This window comes from Chitinimonas viridis, assembly GCF_030409555.1.
In the GTDB taxonomy this organism is placed as follows: domain Bacteria; phylum Pseudomonadota; class Gammaproteobacteria; order Burkholderiales; family Chitinimonadaceae; genus Chitinimonas; species Chitinimonas viridis.
Window position 1 is genome coordinate 16,463 of record NZ_JAUFPU010000007.1, and the last position, 16,992, is coordinate 33,454.

Sequence of the window (16,992 nt, forward strand, 5' to 3'; positions counted from 1 at the left end):
ATACGGCTTACTTGGTCTTCTTGGCCGACAGCTTGGCTTCAAACTCTTCCAGCGGGATGGCGCCCGATACCAGCTCGCCGCTCTCGAATACCATGGCAGGCGTACCGTTGATGCCCAGCTTGTCCGCCAGGGCCACCGTGTCGGCCACCGGGTTAGGGCAGCTATCGCTACCCTCGGGCAGCTTGCCTTCGAACATCCAGCCTTGCCAGGCCTTCTGCCGGTCAGCCGCACACCAGATCAGTGCCGACTTGCGGGCCGCATCGGGATGAAGCTGGGCCAAGGGGTAGAGGAAGGTGTAGACCGTCACATTGTCCAGCTTGGCAATGGTTTCGCGCTCTATCTTCTTGCAGAAAGGGCAATCGGGGTCAGAGAACACCGCCACCTTGCGCGCACCCGTACCGCGTACGAGCTTGAGCGCCTTATCCAACGGCAGGCTGGCAAAATCCACCCGCGTCAGCTCCTTCATGCGGCTTTCAGTCAGGCTGACCTTGTTCTTCACGTCCACCAGATCGCCGACCAGGATGAAGTCGCCACGGTTGTCGGTGTAGATGATCTGGCGGCCTTCCATCACCACTTCGTAAATACCCTTGAGCGGCGTGGTGCGCACACTCTCAATCGGCCGATTGGGGAATTTCTTCTGGATGTCGGCCTTGAGGTTAGCAGGCGCATCGCCAGCTGCATTGGCACACGCTGCCAGCGACAAACCCACCAGCGCTGCGAATAACCGTTTGTTGAAAGCAATCATGTGATGTCCTGCGTTGGGTGTAAAAAAGATTAACGAAAAGCCTGCCGCATCAGGGTCCGCTTAAGCGGCGCCAATGCATCGGTCAGTTGCAGGCCCATATTGCGTACACGGCCCAGAACCGGGTCTGGGCTGGCAAACAGCTTTTGCAGGCCGTCACAAACGGTCTGCATCAGTAGCACTTCTTCGGCACGGCTGCGGGCGTAGCGCTGCAGCAGCATGGCATCGCCCGGGTCACGCCCCGGCTTGGCGTTGAGCAGATCCGCCAACACCCTGGCATCGCCAAACCCCAGATTAACGCCCTGCCCAGCCAGAGGATGCACCGTATGGGCAGCATCCCCCACCAAGGCCAGTCGTCTACCTATGCTGCGCTCGGCACGGCCTAGGCTGAGAGGAAACCCCGCCGCAGGGCACAAGGGCACCAATACGCCCAGACCATGCCCACCAGCAGCCGCAACCCGGGCGGCCAGCAGTTCAGGCGCCAGGCCCAGCAACTCGGTCGCGTGCTGATTGCCGGTAGACCAGACCATGGAGATACGGTTGCCCGGCAAGGGCAGCCAAGCCAGTATCCCATCATGACCGAACCATTGCCGGGCAATATCACCATGTGGTCGCTGGCAGCTGAAATTGGCCACCACACCTTGTTGCTCATAGGGCTGGCGGGCAAAGGCGATACCGGCCTGCTCACGCAGCCAGGAATGCGCGCCGTCGGCAGCCACGGCAAGACGAGCCTGAATGCTAGACCCGTCCGCCAAGGTCAGGCTGACGTGGTCCGCATCAAATTGCACAGCATGGAGGCTGGCCGGCGCCAATAGTTCCACTCGGCCTTGCAAGGCCTGCCATAGCAGTGCTTGCAGGCCCCTATTTTCTACCGTTGCAGCCAGTTGTTCACTGGCCAGCTCCAGCGCATCGAAATGAATACGCCCCCCGGCATCGCCCCGCACGTCCATCTCGCGTATGCAGCCGGCGCGCAAGGGCGGCCAGGCGCCAAGACCCGCCAGAAAAGCCTGGCTGCCGGGGCTGATGGCAAAGATGCGATTGTCCCAATCCTGCGGCAGGGAGGCCGGCAGCGGCGGCAGGGCTCGCTCCAGCAAGGCCACCCGCCACTGTCCAGCCAGGGCCAGGGCCAAACTGGCACCGACCAGGCCGCCACCCACGATCACGATATCAAATTCTCGCTGATTCATGCCGTACCAAACACCATGCGTTGCGCAAAACCACGCCGCAGCGGCTGGAGATTGTCCAGCGCCAGCAGGCCTGCGGCCCGTAGATGCCGCACCGGCACCGATTCCAGGCCAAACAGCCGTATCAGCCCGTCGGTAAAGCCCACGGTCGCCAGGCTGTCGCGCTGTCGCAAGGCAGCATAGCGGGCCAGCATGTCCATATCCCCCAGCGCGGGCGGCGGCGTCGCCGCGATCACCCTGGCCAGGGTGATCGCGTCACGCAAGCCCAGGTTGAAGCCCTGGCCCGCTACCGGGTGCAGGGTCTGGGCCGCATTGCCCACCACCGCGATACGGCGGCCATGGTGCGCATCCGCCCACTTCAGCCGCAGCGGAAACGCAGCCCGTGTCCCCACGCGCGTCAGCAGGCCGGCCCGATCGCCCATGCGGTCCTGCAAGGCAGCCAGAAACGCGGCATCAGGCAATCCCAGCACTGCCAAGGGGTCGTGAGCGGGCCGCGTCCAGACCAAGGCGTAATGATCCTGCTTGGGCAGCATGGCAATCGGGCCGTCCAGCGCAAAACGCTCGAACGCTTGGCCACGGTGCGGTGTATCGGACCAGACTTCAGCCACCACAGCCTGCTGCTGGTAATCATGTTCGGACTGGCCTATGCCGCTGCCAGCCAGCAACTTCCCACCTTCGGCCAATACGGCCAGGCGGGTCGTTAGCAGACGCTCCTGCCCGCCCTGGCTGACGGTGACCACGGCATAGCCATCCAGCGACTTCAGGCCACTCACCTGCGCCCCCGTCAGGTAATGCACGCCGCCGGCCTGTTCGGCCAGTCTGGCGTGTATGGCCATGGCCAGGTCTGCATAGGGCAGCACATAGCCCAGCGCTGGCAAGCCCAGGTCTACATCACTGAGCTTGACCCGACCAAAAGCCTGCTGCTGCGAGACATGCACGGTATGTATTGGCGTTGCGGCCGCCTGTGGCCAGACACCCAGGCCCGCCAGGGTCTGCCGGCTGGCATGGGCCACCGCCAGGGCGCGGCTGTCCTGCGCGGGCTGCTGGCGTGCCTCCAGCACACCGACCTGCCAGCCACGGTGGGCCAGCAACAGCGCCAAGGCGCCCCCCACCGGCCCGCCGCCGACGATAATCAGATCCAGATGATCGGGGAAATCGCGCATCAGCGCCCCACCCCCAATAAATCATGCAACTGGGCATACTGCAGCAGCATGATGGTTTTGCCATCGCGTATGGCACCGCTGGCCACGGCGGCGACAGCCTCGGTAAACGACCACTCCAGCACTTCGATATCCTCGCCTTCCTGCTCCAGCCCGCCACCTTCAGCCTGCCTGTCGGCCGGCTGATACTCTGCCACAAAGAAGTGCAGTATCTCGGTCACCGAGCCAGGCGACATATAGGCCTCGAACACCTTCTGCACCTGCCCCACCCGGTAGCCGGTTTCCTCGGCCACCTCGCGGCGTATGCAATCGGCCGGGCTATCGGCATCCAGCAAGCCGGCGCAGGCCTCCACCAGCATGCCATCAGTGTTGCCATTGACCCAGGTCGGCAAGCGGAACTGCCGGGTCAGCACCACGGTTCCCTGGGCACGGTTATAGAGCAGGATGACCGCACCATTGCCACGGTCGTAGACCTCGCGGATCTGCTCCTGCACCTCGCCATCACGGCGCGTCAGCCTGTAGCGGTAACGATGCAGCAGATACCAGTTGTCCGACAGCAACTGACTGTCCATGATCTCGACCCGGCTCACGGCAGGCTTACCCGGCTTGACGGGCCATGGTGGCTTCGATGTCCGCCACGGTCTTGGGCGTCAGCGCCGTCAGGTTCTCATGGCCATCGCGGGTCACCACCAGGTCGTCCTCGATGCGCACACCGATATGCAGGAACGCCTCGGGTACCTCGACATAGTGGGACGGCGAATCCGGCAGCAAGGGGCGGAAGTACAGGCCAGGCTCCACTGTCAGCGCCATACCGGCCTCCAGCGCACGCCAGTGCCCGTCGATCTTGTACTCGCCGACATCATGCACATCCAGCCCCAGCCAATGGCCGGTGCCATGCATGTAGAACTGCTTGTAGGCTTCGCTCTCTATCAGGCCATCCACCGTACCCTTGAAAATACCCAGATCCAGCAGGCCCTGCGTCAGGGTGCGGACCGAGGCATCATGGTAGGCAATACGGCTGGCACCAGGGCGCACCTGCTCGAAGCTGGCTTCCATGGCGGCCAGCACCAGTTGGTAGATGTCCTTTTGCGGCCCGCTGAACCTGCCGCTGACCGGGAACGTGCGGGTGATGTCGGCAGCGTAGCCATGCAGCTCGCAGCCGGCGTCTATCAGCAGCAAATCGCCGTCATGCATGCGGCGGTTGTTCTCGTGGTAGTGCAAGCAGGTGGCATTGGCACCGCTGGCCACGATGCTGCCATAGGCCGGATAGCGCGAGCCGTTCTTGTAGAAGTGGTACAGCAACTCGGCCTCCACTTCGTATTCGAACTGGCCGGCGCGGGTAGTCTGCATGGCCCGTATATGTGCCTCGGACGAAATGCGGCCGGCCTCACGCATGATGGCCACTTCGCTATCGTCCTTGAACAGCCGCATCTCGGCCACGGCGGCACGTACATCGACAAACTCAATCGGTGCCGGCTTGCCGTTGCGTGCCCGCGCCTGCACCTGCTGAACCAGCCCCATGATGCGGCGATCCCACTGCTCGTCAAAGCCGATGGGGAAGTACAGCCGTGGCTGGCCGGCGATCAACTCGATCAGCTTGGCATCGAGCTGATCGATGGCATAGGCCTCATCAAAGCCAAACTGCTCACGGGCCGCTGCCGGGCCATAAAGAAAACCCTCCCAGATTTCGCGCAGCTCGTTCTTGGGCTGGCAGAACAGGGTGGATTTCGCTTGCTCGCCCAGCTGTATCACCAGCACGGCTTCCGGCTCATGAAAGCCGGTCAGATAATAGAAGCTGCTGTCGTAGCGGAAGTGGTAGTCGGTATCGTTGCTGCGATTGCGCACGCGCGCCGTCGGCAGTATCACCAGCCCCTCGGGCAGGCGCTCGTTCAGGCTGGCACGACGACCACGGTGACGTTCAACATTGATCTGCATGGTATGCATTCCGGATGGGTGCCTCCCTCATCATGGGAGAGGGGCTGGATAGACGCACGATTATAGCCGCATCCGCCAGGGCTACGCCCCGGTGCGATGGGTGTTAGAGCCTGTTCAATGTCTTTTCGTCGTGTCGCTGAGCTGGAAAATGGCCAAGCACAAGGCGTGGCGCGCAGGCAATAACAAGTTATTGCCAAGCGGCACAACGCAGTGAGTGGCCGTTTTCCAGCTCAGCCCTGCGGGTTCGCAGCCTTGCCGGCGAATGGCCGCGTTGCAAGCCGCTTACGGTACCCGTACCGCTGTGCGTCTTGCGCCTTGCCCTTCGCCGGCAAGGCTGCGAACGACGCGGCGAAAAGACATTGAACAGGCTCTTAGATCTGACCAGACGGATGGCTATCGGTTGCGACAGGTGGCAGATCTTTCAAGCCGCCAGCGCTATGCCTCGAAGCGAAAGCATTGGTGGATCTTGCGGTTGCGAAAATCCTCAGGCACCGACTGCGCCGAGATATCGCGGCATAGCGGCTGCAGCCCAGCATCCAGCTCGAACCCGCGCAGGTTGTTCGAGAAGTACAGCACACCACCGGGCATCAGCAGCTTGCGGCACTGCTGCACCAGCTTCACATGGTCGCGCTGCACATCCAGGATATCCAGCATCTTGGCAGAATTAGAGAAACTGGGCGGATCCATCACGATCAGGTCGAATAATTGCCCCTCATCCATGGCGTCTTCCAGATAGCGGAACACATCCGCCCGCACCAACTTGTGCCGGACAGGGTCCAACCCGTTCAATTCGAAGTTGCGGCGGGCCCACTCCAGATAGGTATTGGACAAATCGACCGTCACCGAGTCAGTGGCGCCGCCCGTGGCCGCATAGACGGTAAAGCTGCCGGTATAGGCAAACAGGTTCAAAAAGCGCTTGCCTGCCGCCTCCTCCCCTACCCGCTTGCGCGTGGGCCGGTGATCCAGAAACAGTCCGGTATCCAGGTACTCGTCCAGGTTCACCCAGAAGCGCCGACCCTGCTCGCTGACCACGAAATCCTCACTGTGGTGGCCGGTGCGGCTGTACTGGAACTCCCCCTTCTGCCGCCGGCGCAGCTTGAAGGCCACGGTCCTGGTTTCCATGCCCAGCACCTGGGCCACGCAGGCCTTGACCTCAGCCACCCAGGCCGCATGCTCCTCATCGGTCTGCTGCCAGCCGGTATCGTACTCAGCAATATGAGCGCGACTGCCATAGATATCGACGGCGACCGGGTACTGGGGAATATCCCGGTCATAGATGCGGTAGGCCTCGGTATGCTGGCGCTTGGCCCACTTAGCAAAGTGCTTGTGGCTCTTGGCAAGGCGGTTCTGGAAATCCTGCAGGGCAGACATGGCTAGACTCGAATGAAGAAGTGACAAGCCGGCGAATCAGCACCCGCCGGCTCTAAGAGCCTGTTTACGATTTTCACACCAGGGGCGAAAAAATCGTAAACAGGCTCTTAATAAGTATGAAGATGAAATATATGCAGCGCGCGCCAGGGGCGCTTGCACCCAGGCAACTGGCTAGCCCTTGAGCGTCATCTCGATAAAACGCCTATGCACCGGCGCAGGCACATACTGCCTGAGCACCGACTCCCATCCCACCGGTCCCACCAGGCCTTTGATCATAGTGGAACTCACTTCGGCGATCTCACGGGGTGGCATCAGGAACACGGTGTCGATATCCGGCACCAGATCACTGTTCACATAGCGCATGGTGCGCTCGAACTCGTAATCGCTGGCAGTGCGTATGCCACGCAGGATGAAATTGGCACCAACCGACTGGGCGTAGTTCACCAGAAACTGGTTCTCGAAGCTCACCACCCTGAGCTTGGGCAGGTGGGTGGTGCATTCGCGCAGCATGGCTTCGCGCTCTTCCACCGTAAAGGTGCTGCGCTTATCCGGGTTCACCCCGATGGCCACGATCATCTCGTCGAACAGCTCGTAGCCCTGCTCTATCATCCACAAGTGCCCATTGGTCACCGGGTCGAAGCTGCCTGCGTAGACCGCGCGTTTCATCGTAAGGGCATTCCTGTTCACTGGGCCGACCATTCTAGAGCCTGCGCCGAACTATTTCACCTGCCCATTTGTGGCATTGCCCGCCGCTATCTTTCCAGCGCAGCCAACAGGCTAAACAACATATGACATCCGGCAAAAAAACGGCCCACATCAAGGCGCCAGAACATGTCGCACGCATAGCCTTTTGCTGCGTTTCTTGCCACACCGCCAAGCAGACCACTTTGCTTTTACAACAAGTGCTTACGCCATCCTTCACGGCAATTTTCCAACAGCGACAATACCATTAGCGCATCACGATACGACCATATTGAACGCACTGGGCAATCAGGCGCAAACTCAGTCCGGCATTGACCAAGATAAAAGGGAGAAAACCTTATGCGCGCAGTAACACAGGGAATCCTGCTGGCCCTTTGCCTGATGGGTAGCGCGGCACAAGCCGCCATTGTCGTCGGCCAGAGCGCACCGCTCACTGGCGTGGCGGGCGAATATGGCCGCCATCTTTCCGAGGGTGCGAAAGCCTACTTTCTTTCCCTGAACAAGCAATCCGGCGGCATCAACGGCGAGCAGGTCAAGCATATCGTCTATGACGACGGCTTTGACGCCAAGCGCACACTGGACAATACGCGCAAGCTGATAGACCAGGACAAGGCCGTAGCGCTGATGGGTTACTTCGGCGCCGACGGGACCTATGAGTTGCTGCGACGCAGCTGGCTGGAGCAGGCCGGCATCCCGCTGGTGGGTCTCACCAGTGGCGCAAGCTCGGTACGCGATGCCGCCTCGCCCTATATCTTCAACACCCGTGCAGGCCAGCAGGACGAGGTCATCAAGCTGGTCACCCAGATGAAGCGCCTTGGCATAGACCGCTTTGGTGTGCTTTACCAGGACGATGCCTTTGGCCGCGATGGCCTCAAGGTCGCTCAGGCCGAGGCCAAGAAGGCCGGATTGAGCATCGTAGCGACCGGCAGCTACAAGGCCAACACCCTGACGGTGGAGAGCGCTGCCAAGAAGCTGGCCGAGGCCAACCCGCCCGCCATCCTGATGATCTCCATCACCAAGCCTACCGGCGCCTTTATCAAGGCTTTCCGTGGCCTGGGTGGCGGTGCCATCCTGTATCACACTTCCACCGTCGATTTCGACGAACTGGTGCGTGAAGTCGGCGCCGAGCTGGCCCACGGCCTGGCCATCGCCCAGGTCTATCCCTACCCTTGGGACAACCAGAACAAGCTGATACGCGAGTACCGCACCGCCATGGCCGAATATGCCTCAACCAAGACCCCCATCAGCTATGCCTCACTGGAAGGCTTCATCATGGCCAAGCTGGTAGCAGAAGCCATAGGCCGTGCCGGCCCCAGCCCCAGCCGCAGCCGGGTATTCCAGGCGCTGTCCAACCTGGGCGAGGTCAACTACGGTGGCTTCCGCATAGGCTACAGCCCGACCGACCGGGCCGGATCGCGCTTTGTCGAGCTGACCATCATCAACCAGAAGGGGGAGTTGTCGCGGTAGTTATGCCTCCAGCCAAATCGTGGCAGCCCCGCGCATAGCCATCCACGCACCACAAACAAACGGCCACCCAAGGGTGGCCGTTTGTTTGTGGTGCGACTATCTGGTTTGGCGTCTGCAATGGGCTTGAAGCGTTGAAAAACCGAAGCCCATTCACAACCGTAACGAACGCCAGGATTACCCTGGCACCTGCCCAGCCATGTCTTGAGTCCCCAACAGGCTCTTAAGCAGCAATCTCTTCAATCCGGTGGCAAGCCACCAAGCGATCATCGATAGGCCGCAACAAGGGCACTTCCTGCTGACAGCGCTCGACCGCGTGAGGGCAGCGCTTGTGAAAAGCGCAACCCGACGGCGGATTCAGCGGGCTGGGCAACTCACCGGTGATCTTGATCTTGAGCCGGCGGTCTTCCTCGCGTATGGCCGGCGTCGCACTCATCAAGGCCTGGGTATAGGGATGCAAGGGCCGGGCGTAGATGGTGTTCTTGCTGCCATATTCCACAGCAGCGCCCAGATACATCACCATCAGGTCGTCGGCCACGTGCTCCACCACGCTGAGGTTGTGCGAGATAAACACGTAACCGGCGCCGAACTCCTCCTGCAGATCCATGAAAAGGTTCAGTATCTGCGCCTGTATGGAAACATCGAGTGCCGATACCGGCTCATCCGCCACCACGATGCGCGGATTCAGGATCATGGCGCGGGCAATGGCGATGCGCTGGCGCTGGCCACCCGAGAACATATGCGGATAGCGCCGTACATGCTCGGGACGCAGGCCGACCTTCTGCACGATGGCGTCGATCTTCTCCTTGCGCTCGGCCGAGCTCAGGCTGGTGTTGATATACAGCGGCTCATCCAGTGTGGCGGCGATGGTCTTGCGGGGGTTCAGCGAGGCATAGGGGTTCTGGAACACCATCTGCACCTTGGCACGCATGGCTTTCACCGTAGCGTGGTTGGCCTGGGCCACATTGACCCCCTCGATGCTGAGCACGCCCGAGGTAGCCGGTTCGATCATGGTGAGCTGGCGCGCCAGTGTGGACTTGCCACAGCCCGACTCGCCCACCACAGCCAGCGTCTTGCGCGGCTGCAGGGTAAACGACACGCCATTGAGCGCCTTGACCGTGGCCTGGCCCTTCATGAAACCACGGCTGACCTGGTAGTGCCGGGTCAGGTCCTGTGCCACCAGCAGATCGCTCTGGGTCGGCGGGAGATTGTCCAGATTAGCCATGAGTCGATTCCCCTTCGGCATTCAGCGGGTAGTAGCAGCGCACGCCATCCAGCAAGGCGGGCCGCTCCTGGCTGCATTTATCCTGTGCATAGCGGCAGCGCGGCGACAGCAGGCAGCCCTTGGGCCGGTCATAGTGACCAGGCACGATGCCGGGCAGGGCCGACAAGCGGCGGGCGCCCTTGGAGTGTTCGGGTATGGCTTCCAGCAGGGCCTGGGTGTAGGGATGCCTGGGAGCGCGGAACAAATCCGCCACCGGCGCCTGCTCCACCACCTGGCCGGCATACATCACGCAGATACGCTTGGCCATCTCGGCAATCACGGCCAGATCATGGGTAATCATGATCAGCCCCATATTGTGTTCCTTCTGCAGCCGCTCCAGCAGATCCATGATCTGCGCCTGGATAGTCACATCCAGGGCGGTGGTCGGCTCATCGGCAATCAGTAGCTTGGGATTGCAGGCAATTGCCACGGCGATCATCACGCGCTGGTTCATGCCGCCGGAAAGCTGGTGCGGATAGGCACCAAGGCGGCTCTTGGCAGCCGGTATCTCCACCAGCTCCAGCAACTCCAGCGCCCGCTTCTCCAGCGCAGCACCGCGCAGACCCATATGTACCTTGAGCGATTCCTTGATCTGGAAACCCACGGTATACGATGGATTGAGACTGGTCAGCGCATCCTGGAAGATCATGGAGATGTCCTTGCCCACGATCTTGCGGCGCTGGGCCGGCTTGAGCTTGAGCAGGTCATGGCCATCGAACACCAGTTCGTCTGCCGTCACCCGGCCAGGCGCATCGATCAGGCCCATCAGGGCCATCATGGTGACCGATTTGCCAGAGCCCGATTCACCGACGATGCCAACCAGCTCACCACGGTCAATATCAAAGTCCAGGCCGTCTACGGCCGGAAACGGATGCGCCAGCGAGCCGAACTCCACGCGCAGGTTGCGGATTTTTAGCAAGCTCATGACCGCTCCTTAGGCTGCACGCTTGAGTTTGGGGTCCAGCGCATCGCGCAGGCCGTCACCCATCAGGTTGATCGACAGCACGGTCACCAGTATGGTCACGCCGGGCATGGTCACCACCCAGGGTGCCCGCTCAATGTAATCACGCGCGGCCGACAGCATGGTGCCCCACTCCGGCGTGGGTGGTTGCACGCCCAGGCCCAGAAAGCCCAGCGCAGCGGTTTCCAGGATGGCGGACGAAAAGCCCAGGGTGGCATTGACGATGATGGGCGCCATGCAGTTGGGCAGCACCGTCAGGAACATCAGACGCAGCGCGCCGGCACCCGCCACACGGCTGGCTGTCACGTATTCCTTGTTGATCTCGGCCATGGCGGCCGCCCGCGTCAGTCGGGTGTAGCTGGGCAGCGTGCCAATGGCGATGGCGATCATGGTATTGATCAGACCAGGCCCCAGGATGGTGATGATGCAGATGGCCAGCAGGATGCCGGGCAAGGCCAGCATCACATCCATCACGCGCATGATGACCGTACCGGCCCCCTTGGGGAAGAACGCCGCCAGCAGGCCCAGCACCATGCCCGGTATCAGCGACATCAGCACCGACATGAAGGCAATGAACAGCGAGATGCGGGCACCGTGAATCAGGCGAGAGAGAATGTCGCGGCCCAGCTCATCCGTACCCAGCAGATAGGTAGACATCCCACCTCCGGCCCAGGACGGCGGCGTCAGCATATGGTCGCGGTATTGCTCGACCGGATCATGCGGTGCGATCCAGCCGGCAAACACACCGCAGAAAATCACGCTGAGAAAGATGAACAAGGCCACCACGGCGCCCTTGTTGTGCGAGAAGCTCTGCCAGAACTCCTTCAGCGGAGACGGGTAGCTGGGTACCACATCAGCGATTTGGACTTGAGTCGTCATGTTCGCTCCCTTACTTGGCCGAACGGATACGCGGGTTGACCACGCCGTAGAGGATGTCCACGAACAGGTTGACCACGATAAAGATGGTGGCCGAAACCAGGATGCCTGCCTGTACCACCGGATAGTCACGGCGAGAGATGGAATCCACCAGCCATTTTCCTATGCCGGGCCAGGAGTAGATGGTCTCTGTCAGTACCGCGCCACCCAGCAGGGAACCCACCTGCAGGCCGATCACGGTGATCACCGGTATCAGGGCATTGCGCAGCGCATGCACCACCACCACGCGGGTGGGTGCCAGGCCCTTGGCGCGGGCGGTACGGATATAGTCCTCACGCAGCACTTCCAGCATGGAGGAACGGGTCATGCGGGCTATCACCGCCAGCGGGATGGTGCCCAGCACGATGGTAGGCAGTATCAGATGCATGGCAGCTGACTTGAAAGCCCCCTCCTCGCCCGACAGCCAGCTGTCTATCAGCAGGAAGCCAGTGCGCTGGGCGATGTCGAACTCGATGTCTATGCGGCCTGAAACCGGGGTCCAGCCCAGGGTCACCGAGAAGTACATGATCAGGATCAAGCCCCACCAGAAGATGGGCATGGAGAATCCGGTCATGGACACCCCCATCACCCCATGGTCGAACACCGACCCTCGCTTGAGACCCGCAATCATGCCGGCAGGCAAGCCCACCAGCACGGCAAACAGCAGGGCACAGATGGCCAACTCGACGGTGGCGGGAAAGAGCGTCAGGAATTCCTTGGTGACCGGCTCGCGGGTCACCAGCGAAATACCCAGGTCGCCCTGGGCCAGATCCTTGACATAGCGGAAGTACTGGATGTGCAGGGGCTGATCCAGTCCCAGGCGCTGCATGGCCGCCGCGTGCATGACCGGATCGAGCTTGCGCTCGCCCACCATGACCTCGATCGGGTCGCCTGGAATCATGCGTATCAAGGCAAAGGCAACCAGGGTAATACCGATAAAGGTCGGTATGACAGTTGCCAGTTTCCTGAGGATGAAGGAAAACATGTACTTACCTCCGAGACACCAGGGTGAATAACCCTGATCGGGGGGTGGAAAAGCGCGCGATGTTACGCGCGACTAACGCCAGCGGCAATTACCGCTCCTGCATGCCTACGCTGCATGGTGTTTGCGCCACAGCTACGGAAAACCCGTCTAGCCAAATCTGCAATCGACGAGGTGAATCAAAGCGCTGTATCTGTACGCCTTGCGCGGCCAGCCCGGCCAGCACCGGTGGCAGTTCGCGGCGGCGGCGCCAATAGGTCTGCAGAAACCACAACAGGATGGAATCCCGGCTCAGCGCTTTGCCCAGCAATTCCTGGTTGCCAGCCCATAAACGCTCCCGGCTGCTCACCCTGCGCCAGGTACGCCCCAGCAATTGCCACAGATTGCGGGCAAAGCCGTAATCCAGCCAGATCACCAGTTGCAGATGTGGCGCGTACAGATCACGCACGGCCGAATAATTGCCATCCACCACCCAGGCCGGCGCCGCTACCGCTGCAGCGACCCGCTCGCGGAACACCGTCGGGGCGGCCGGCCGCCAGTCGGCCTCCCAGTGCAGCGCATCCAGTTCGATATGCTGTAGCCCCAAGCGCGCGCAAAGCCGGCGTGCCAGCGTGGTCTTGCCCGCACCCGTCGTCGCCGTCACCCAGATGCGTTGCACGGCTACCACCACACCGGCTCGGGCTGCAGCTGCACACCAAAGCGTTCCGCCACATCGGCCTGCACCTGCTGCATCAGCCGCCGCACATCATCTGCCGTGGCGCCACCATGGTTGACCAGCACCAGGGCCTGCTTCTCGTACATGCCCACTGCCCCCAGCTGCCGGCCCTTCCAGCCTGCCTGTTCGATCAGCCAGCCCGCCGCCAGCTTGGCCCTGCCCTCGGCATGGGGATACACCGGCAGGCCTGGGTAGGCTGCCCGCAAGGCATCGGCCTGCGCTGCAGGCACGATGGGGTTGTGGAAGAAACTCCCAGCATTACCTATCACAGCCTGGTCGGGCAGTTTGCTCTGGCGGGCAGCCATCACGGCCGCCGCCACTGCCTGCGGGGTAATGGCCTCGCCGGCCAGCCTGCTGCGCAAATCCCCGTAGTCCAGCCGTGGCTGCCACTGCTTGGGCAGCTTGAACAATACGTCGGCAATTAGCCATCGACCGGCCTCGGCCTGCTTGAACACGCTGTCGCGGTAACCAAAGGCGCACTGCTCAGGGGTAAACACCGTGGTAGCACCATCTGCCAGGCTCAATGCGGTCAGGGCATGGAAATGGTCTTTCAACTCCACCCCGTAGGCCCCGATATTCTGTATAGGGGCGGCCCCCACCGTACCCGGTATCAGGGACAGATTCTCCAGCCCCGGCCAACCCTGGGCCAGGGTCCACTGCACAAAATCATGCCAGTTCTCGCCCGCCGCTGCGGCCACATACCAGGCCGTTTCATCCTCACCCAGCAACTGCCGGCCCTGCAGCTCGACCTTGATTACCGTGCCATCCACCGTGGTGCCAGGCACCAGATTGCTGCCGCCGCCCAGCACCCGCACCGGCGCCACGGCGCCAGCCAGCAGCGGCGCCAGCTGTGCCGCCTCGGTCAAGCGGCTAAGCCGCTCCGCCCGTGCAAGCAAGCCCAAGGTGTGCAGCGGCTGCAGATCAGCCGCCTCGGTCGTCATCATGTTGGTCCTTGTGCACCGGGGCAAAGAATACGAAATTTGGCGATTATAAGGGGAGCTGCTGGAAACCTCGGCTTCCAAGCGTCGCTTATGGGCTTAATTGGTGAAAAAACTGAAACCCGCTCCATAGGCCAATTCAGGCAGGGGCAAGCAACGGCGAGTGTCGGAGGGGTAAAGACAGTCAGGGAGCGCCCTCAGCATACTCGACGAAAGTGGGCTTGCTGGAACTGCCCTATACTGAGCAAAGTCCATCCATCGCAGCACGTATGACCATGCTCGCCCGTTACCTGCTGTTGCTGTTGTGCGGCCTGATGGCCTGCGCGGAACCCGTGCGGGCCTATACCGAGGACTTCCCGCCTTTCAACACACTCAACGAGCAAGGCCAGCCCAGCGGCTATGCGGTGGAATTGCTGGGTCTGCTGATGAAGGAGGCCCAGCAGGAATACCGGCTGGAGCTGGTGCCCTGGGCCCGCGCCCTCAGCAATGCGCGCCAGCAGCCAGGCAGCCTCATATTCACCATCGCCCGCACGCCAGAGCGCGAGCCGCACTTTCACTGGATAGGCCCGATTGCCGCCCGCAGCACCGCCATGATGCGGCTGCGCGACGGGCATGCCCGTGCCAGCAGCCTGCAGGAGGCAAAAGCCTACAAGGTCGGCGTCATCAATGGCGATGCCGGCATGGAGCTGTTGCTGTCCCAGGGTTTTGTCCGGGGCGTCAATCTGATCCCACTGGACAAGCGCAACGATCTGGTGCGGCTGCTGCAACTGGGTTCGCTGGATTTTATCGTCGCCAGCCCCACACTCATCCAGTACGTGGCCAGCCGCGCCGGCATACAGCCAGACCAGCTCGAGATCAGCCTGACCCTGCTGCGCCAGCCCGAGGGCTTTTACTTTGCCCTCAATAAGCAATCAGACCCCGCCCTGCTACAACGATTGCAAGCCGCGTTCGAGCGCCTGCAGGCGCGGGAGGCGGTAGACCAGCTCAAGCGAAAGCACGCCATAGAATGAAGCTGGCCGTATTCGACACCCATAGCTACGACCAGCAGGCCCTTAGCGCGGCCAATGTACGCCATGGACACGAGATCGTGTACTTCGAACCCCGCCTGCATGCCGCCACGGCGTCGCTGGCTGCCGGCTTTGCCGCCGTCTGTCCCTTTGTGAACTGCCGCCTGGATGCGGCCACCTTGCAGCAATTGGCTCAGGGTGGCACCCGCCTGGTCGCATTACGAGCGGCTGGCTACAACGGCATAGACCTGGCCGCCGCCAAGGCACTGGGCATGACCGTGGTGAGGGTGCCGGCCTACTCTCCCCACGCCGTAGCCGAGCACGCCTTCGCCTTGCTGCTGACCCTGGTGCGCAAGACCCACCGCGCCTACAACCGGGTGCGCGAGGCCGATTTCTCGCTGGATGGGCTGGTGGGTTTCGATCTGCACGGCAAAACCCTGGGCATCATCGGTACCGGCCGCATAGGCCGGGTAGCGGCCCGTATCGCCACCGGCTTCGGTTGCCGGGTGCTGCTATGCGACCCCCAGTCCGATCCAGCTTTTGCCCAGCAACTGGATGCCAGCTACTGCGAGCTGCCGCAGTTGCTTGCCCAGTCCGACATCGTCTCGCTGCACCTGCCCTTGACGCCCGACAGCCATCACCTAATCAATGCAGAGTCACTGGCGCGCTGCAAGCCCGGCGTCATCCTGGTCAATACCAGCCGTGGCGGGTTGATCGACACGCCCGCCCTGATCGCTGCGCTCAAACGGGGGCAGCTGGGCGGGGTAGCGCTGGATGTGTACGAACTGGAAGAAGGCGTATTCTTTCAGGATTGGTCGGGCACGGGCCTCGCCGATGATCAACTGGCCAGGCTGACCACCTTCCCCAATGTGCTGATCAGTTCCCACCAGGGATTCCTCACCCGAGAGGCACTGGCCAATATCGCCGACACTACGCTGGAGAATGTCCGAGCCTTTGCCGCAGGCGAAACGCTGATCAATGCCATATCATGTTGAACACGGGTAATTGTGACACCGGCCTTGCCTGGATAGCGTCGCGCCCAAAACCCAGCGTAGCGTTTCTGGTCAGGCGTGTGGACGACGACAGTACGCAAGCACGGCAAGCCCTCACAACGACACCAATAAGGTTTTGTTAGCGGTCGTAGTACATTCAGCAAGTGTTCACCCAGCCATGGCAGAATGGTCACACGCAAAGGATGGGGTGTAAGAAAAGCCGGCTCATGCTCGACCAAGGTTCACCGGATCTTCCCCTTAAACACCGTTACACCAAACAGGAGTTACCCAAATGGACAAAAAGCAAGCTCTGATCGCCGGCGCCCTGACCAGCCTGATCGCCCTCGGCCTCTCCTCCGGCGCCATGGCCGACGACAAGGCCGCCAAGGAAAAATGCTACGGCGTGGCCAAGGCTGGCAAGAATGACTGTGCCGCCGCCAACGGCTCCCACAGCTGCGCCGGCCAATCCAAGACCGACAACGACAGCAACGAGTGGAAGTACGTCGCCAAGGGTACTTGCGAAAAGATGGGTGGCAGCACCAAGCCGGGCGAAAAGAAGTCCTAAGAGCCCGTTCACGATCTTTTCGCCGGGGTGAAAAATCGTGTACAGACTCTAAGCCCAGGCCAACTGGAATACGCAACGGGCGGTCATACCGCCCG

Annotated in this window: 17 protein-coding genes; 4 read left to right on the forward strand and 13 right to left on the reverse strand. The window is 61.6% G+C overall.

From position 1 onward, the window contains the following. Positions 1–7: 7 nt before the first annotated feature. The 7 genes from QWZ03_RS08175 to coaD all read right to left on the reverse strand — a co-directional run bounded on the left by QWZ03_RS08175 (position 8) and on the right by coaD (position 7,058). A complete protein-coding gene (locus QWZ03_RS08175; RefSeq protein WP_284197277.1) occupies positions 8–745 on the reverse strand; it encodes a DsbC family protein in 738 nt (245 codons plus the stop codon). A 29-nt stretch (positions 746–774) separates the two neighbouring features. Further along, positions 775–1,929 carry a UbiH/UbiF family hydroxylase gene (locus QWZ03_RS08180; RefSeq protein ID WP_290332260.1) on the reverse strand — a complete coding sequence of 385 codons (1,155 nt, stop codon included), beginning with the start codon at positions 1,927–1,929 and terminating at the stop codon, positions 775–777. After that, on the reverse strand, positions 1,926–3,089 hold the full coding sequence (locus tag QWZ03_RS08185; RefSeq protein ID WP_290332261.1) for an FAD-dependent monooxygenase: 1,164 nt from the start codon (positions 3,087–3,089) through the stop codon (positions 1,926–1,928). The genes QWZ03_RS08180 and QWZ03_RS08185 overlap by 4 nt, the downstream gene beginning before the upstream one ends. Then, the gene (nudK, locus tag QWZ03_RS08190; RefSeq protein ID WP_290332262.1) at positions 3,089–3,658 is read right to left on the reverse strand and encodes a GDP-mannose pyrophosphatase NudK; all 570 of its coding nucleotides are present in this window, start codon (positions 3,656–3,658) and stop codon (positions 3,089–3,091) included. Before nudK ends, QWZ03_RS08185 begins: the two co-directional genes overlap by 1 nt. Positions 3,659–3,683: 25 nt before the next feature. After that, positions 3,684–5,021 carry an aminopeptidase P N-terminal domain-containing protein gene (locus QWZ03_RS08195; protein ID WP_290332263.1) on the reverse strand — a complete coding sequence of 446 codons (1,338 nt, stop codon included), beginning with the start codon at positions 5,019–5,021 and terminating at the stop codon, positions 3,684–3,686. A 435-nt stretch (positions 5,022–5,456) separates the two neighbouring features. Then, a complete protein-coding gene (locus tag QWZ03_RS08200) occupies positions 5,457–6,392 on the reverse strand; it encodes a class I SAM-dependent methyltransferase (RefSeq protein WP_290332264.1) in 936 nt (311 codons plus the stop codon). 171 nt (positions 6,393–6,563) lie between these two features. Further along, a complete protein-coding gene (coaD, locus tag QWZ03_RS08205) occupies positions 6,564–7,058 on the reverse strand; it encodes a pantetheine-phosphate adenylyltransferase (RefSeq protein WP_284197271.1) in 495 nt (164 codons plus the stop codon). A 375-nt stretch (positions 7,059–7,433) separates the two neighbouring features. Between coaD and QWZ03_RS08210 the strand changes: the two genes are divergently transcribed. Then, on the forward strand, positions 7,434–8,561 hold the full coding sequence (locus QWZ03_RS08210; RefSeq protein WP_290332265.1) for an ABC transporter substrate-binding protein: 1,128 nt from the start codon (positions 7,434–7,436) through the stop codon (positions 8,559–8,561). Between the two features lie 220 nt (positions 8,562–8,781). Here the strand turns inward: QWZ03_RS08210 and QWZ03_RS08215 are convergent, their stop codons facing one another. The 6 genes from QWZ03_RS08215 to murB all read right to left on the reverse strand — a co-directional run bounded on the left by QWZ03_RS08215 (position 8,782) and on the right by murB (position 14,339). Then, positions 8,782–9,783, reverse strand: a complete 1,002-nt coding sequence (locus QWZ03_RS08215; RefSeq protein WP_290332266.1) for a peptide ABC transporter ATP-binding protein — start codon at positions 9,781–9,783, stop codon at positions 8,782–8,784. After that, positions 9,776–10,747 carry an ABC transporter ATP-binding protein gene (locus QWZ03_RS08220; RefSeq protein WP_290332267.1) on the reverse strand — a complete coding sequence of 324 codons (972 nt, stop codon included), beginning with the start codon at positions 10,745–10,747 and terminating at the stop codon, positions 9,776–9,778. Before QWZ03_RS08220 ends, QWZ03_RS08215 begins: the two co-directional genes overlap by 8 nt. A gap of 9 nt (positions 10,748–10,756) precedes the next feature. Continuing rightward, positions 10,757–11,662, reverse strand: coding sequence for an ABC transporter permease subunit (locus tag QWZ03_RS08225; protein ID WP_290332268.1), 906 nt, complete (start codon positions 11,660–11,662; stop codon positions 10,757–10,759). A gap of 10 nt (positions 11,663–11,672) precedes the next feature. Then, the gene (locus tag QWZ03_RS08230; protein WP_290332269.1) at positions 11,673–12,683 is read right to left on the reverse strand and encodes an ABC transporter permease subunit; all 1,011 of its coding nucleotides are present in this window, start codon (positions 12,681–12,683) and stop codon (positions 11,673–11,675) included. 88 nt (positions 12,684–12,771) lie between these two features. Next, positions 12,772–13,338, reverse strand: a complete 567-nt coding sequence (locus tag QWZ03_RS08235; protein ID WP_290332270.1) for a P-loop NTPase family protein — start codon at positions 13,336–13,338, stop codon at positions 12,772–12,774. A 2-nt stretch (positions 13,339–13,340) separates the two neighbouring features. Then, positions 13,341–14,339, reverse strand: a complete 999-nt coding sequence (gene murB / locus QWZ03_RS08240; protein ID WP_290332271.1) for a UDP-N-acetylmuramate dehydrogenase — start codon at positions 14,337–14,339, stop codon at positions 13,341–13,343. Positions 14,340–14,602: 263 nt separating this feature from the next. Between murB and QWZ03_RS08245 the strand changes: the two genes are divergently transcribed. The 3 genes from QWZ03_RS08245 (at position 14,603) to QWZ03_RS08255 (ending at position 16,897) form a co-directional block, all read left to right on the forward strand. Beyond that, positions 14,603–15,343, forward strand: a complete 741-nt coding sequence (locus QWZ03_RS08245) for a substrate-binding periplasmic protein (RefSeq protein WP_290332272.1) — start codon at positions 14,603–14,605, stop codon at positions 15,341–15,343. Beyond that, positions 15,340–16,335: a 2-hydroxyacid dehydrogenase gene (locus QWZ03_RS08250; RefSeq protein ID WP_290332273.1), complete on the forward strand. Its 996-nt coding sequence runs from the start codon at positions 15,340–15,342 to the stop codon at positions 16,333–16,335. Before QWZ03_RS08245 ends, QWZ03_RS08250 begins: the two co-directional genes overlap by 4 nt. A gap of 289 nt (positions 16,336–16,624) precedes the next feature. Next, entirely contained in the window at positions 16,625–16,897 is a 273-nt protein-coding gene (locus QWZ03_RS08255) for a BufA1 family periplasmic bufferin-type metallophore (protein ID WP_290332274.1), read from the forward strand. Positions 16,898–16,992 lie beyond the last annotated feature (95 nt).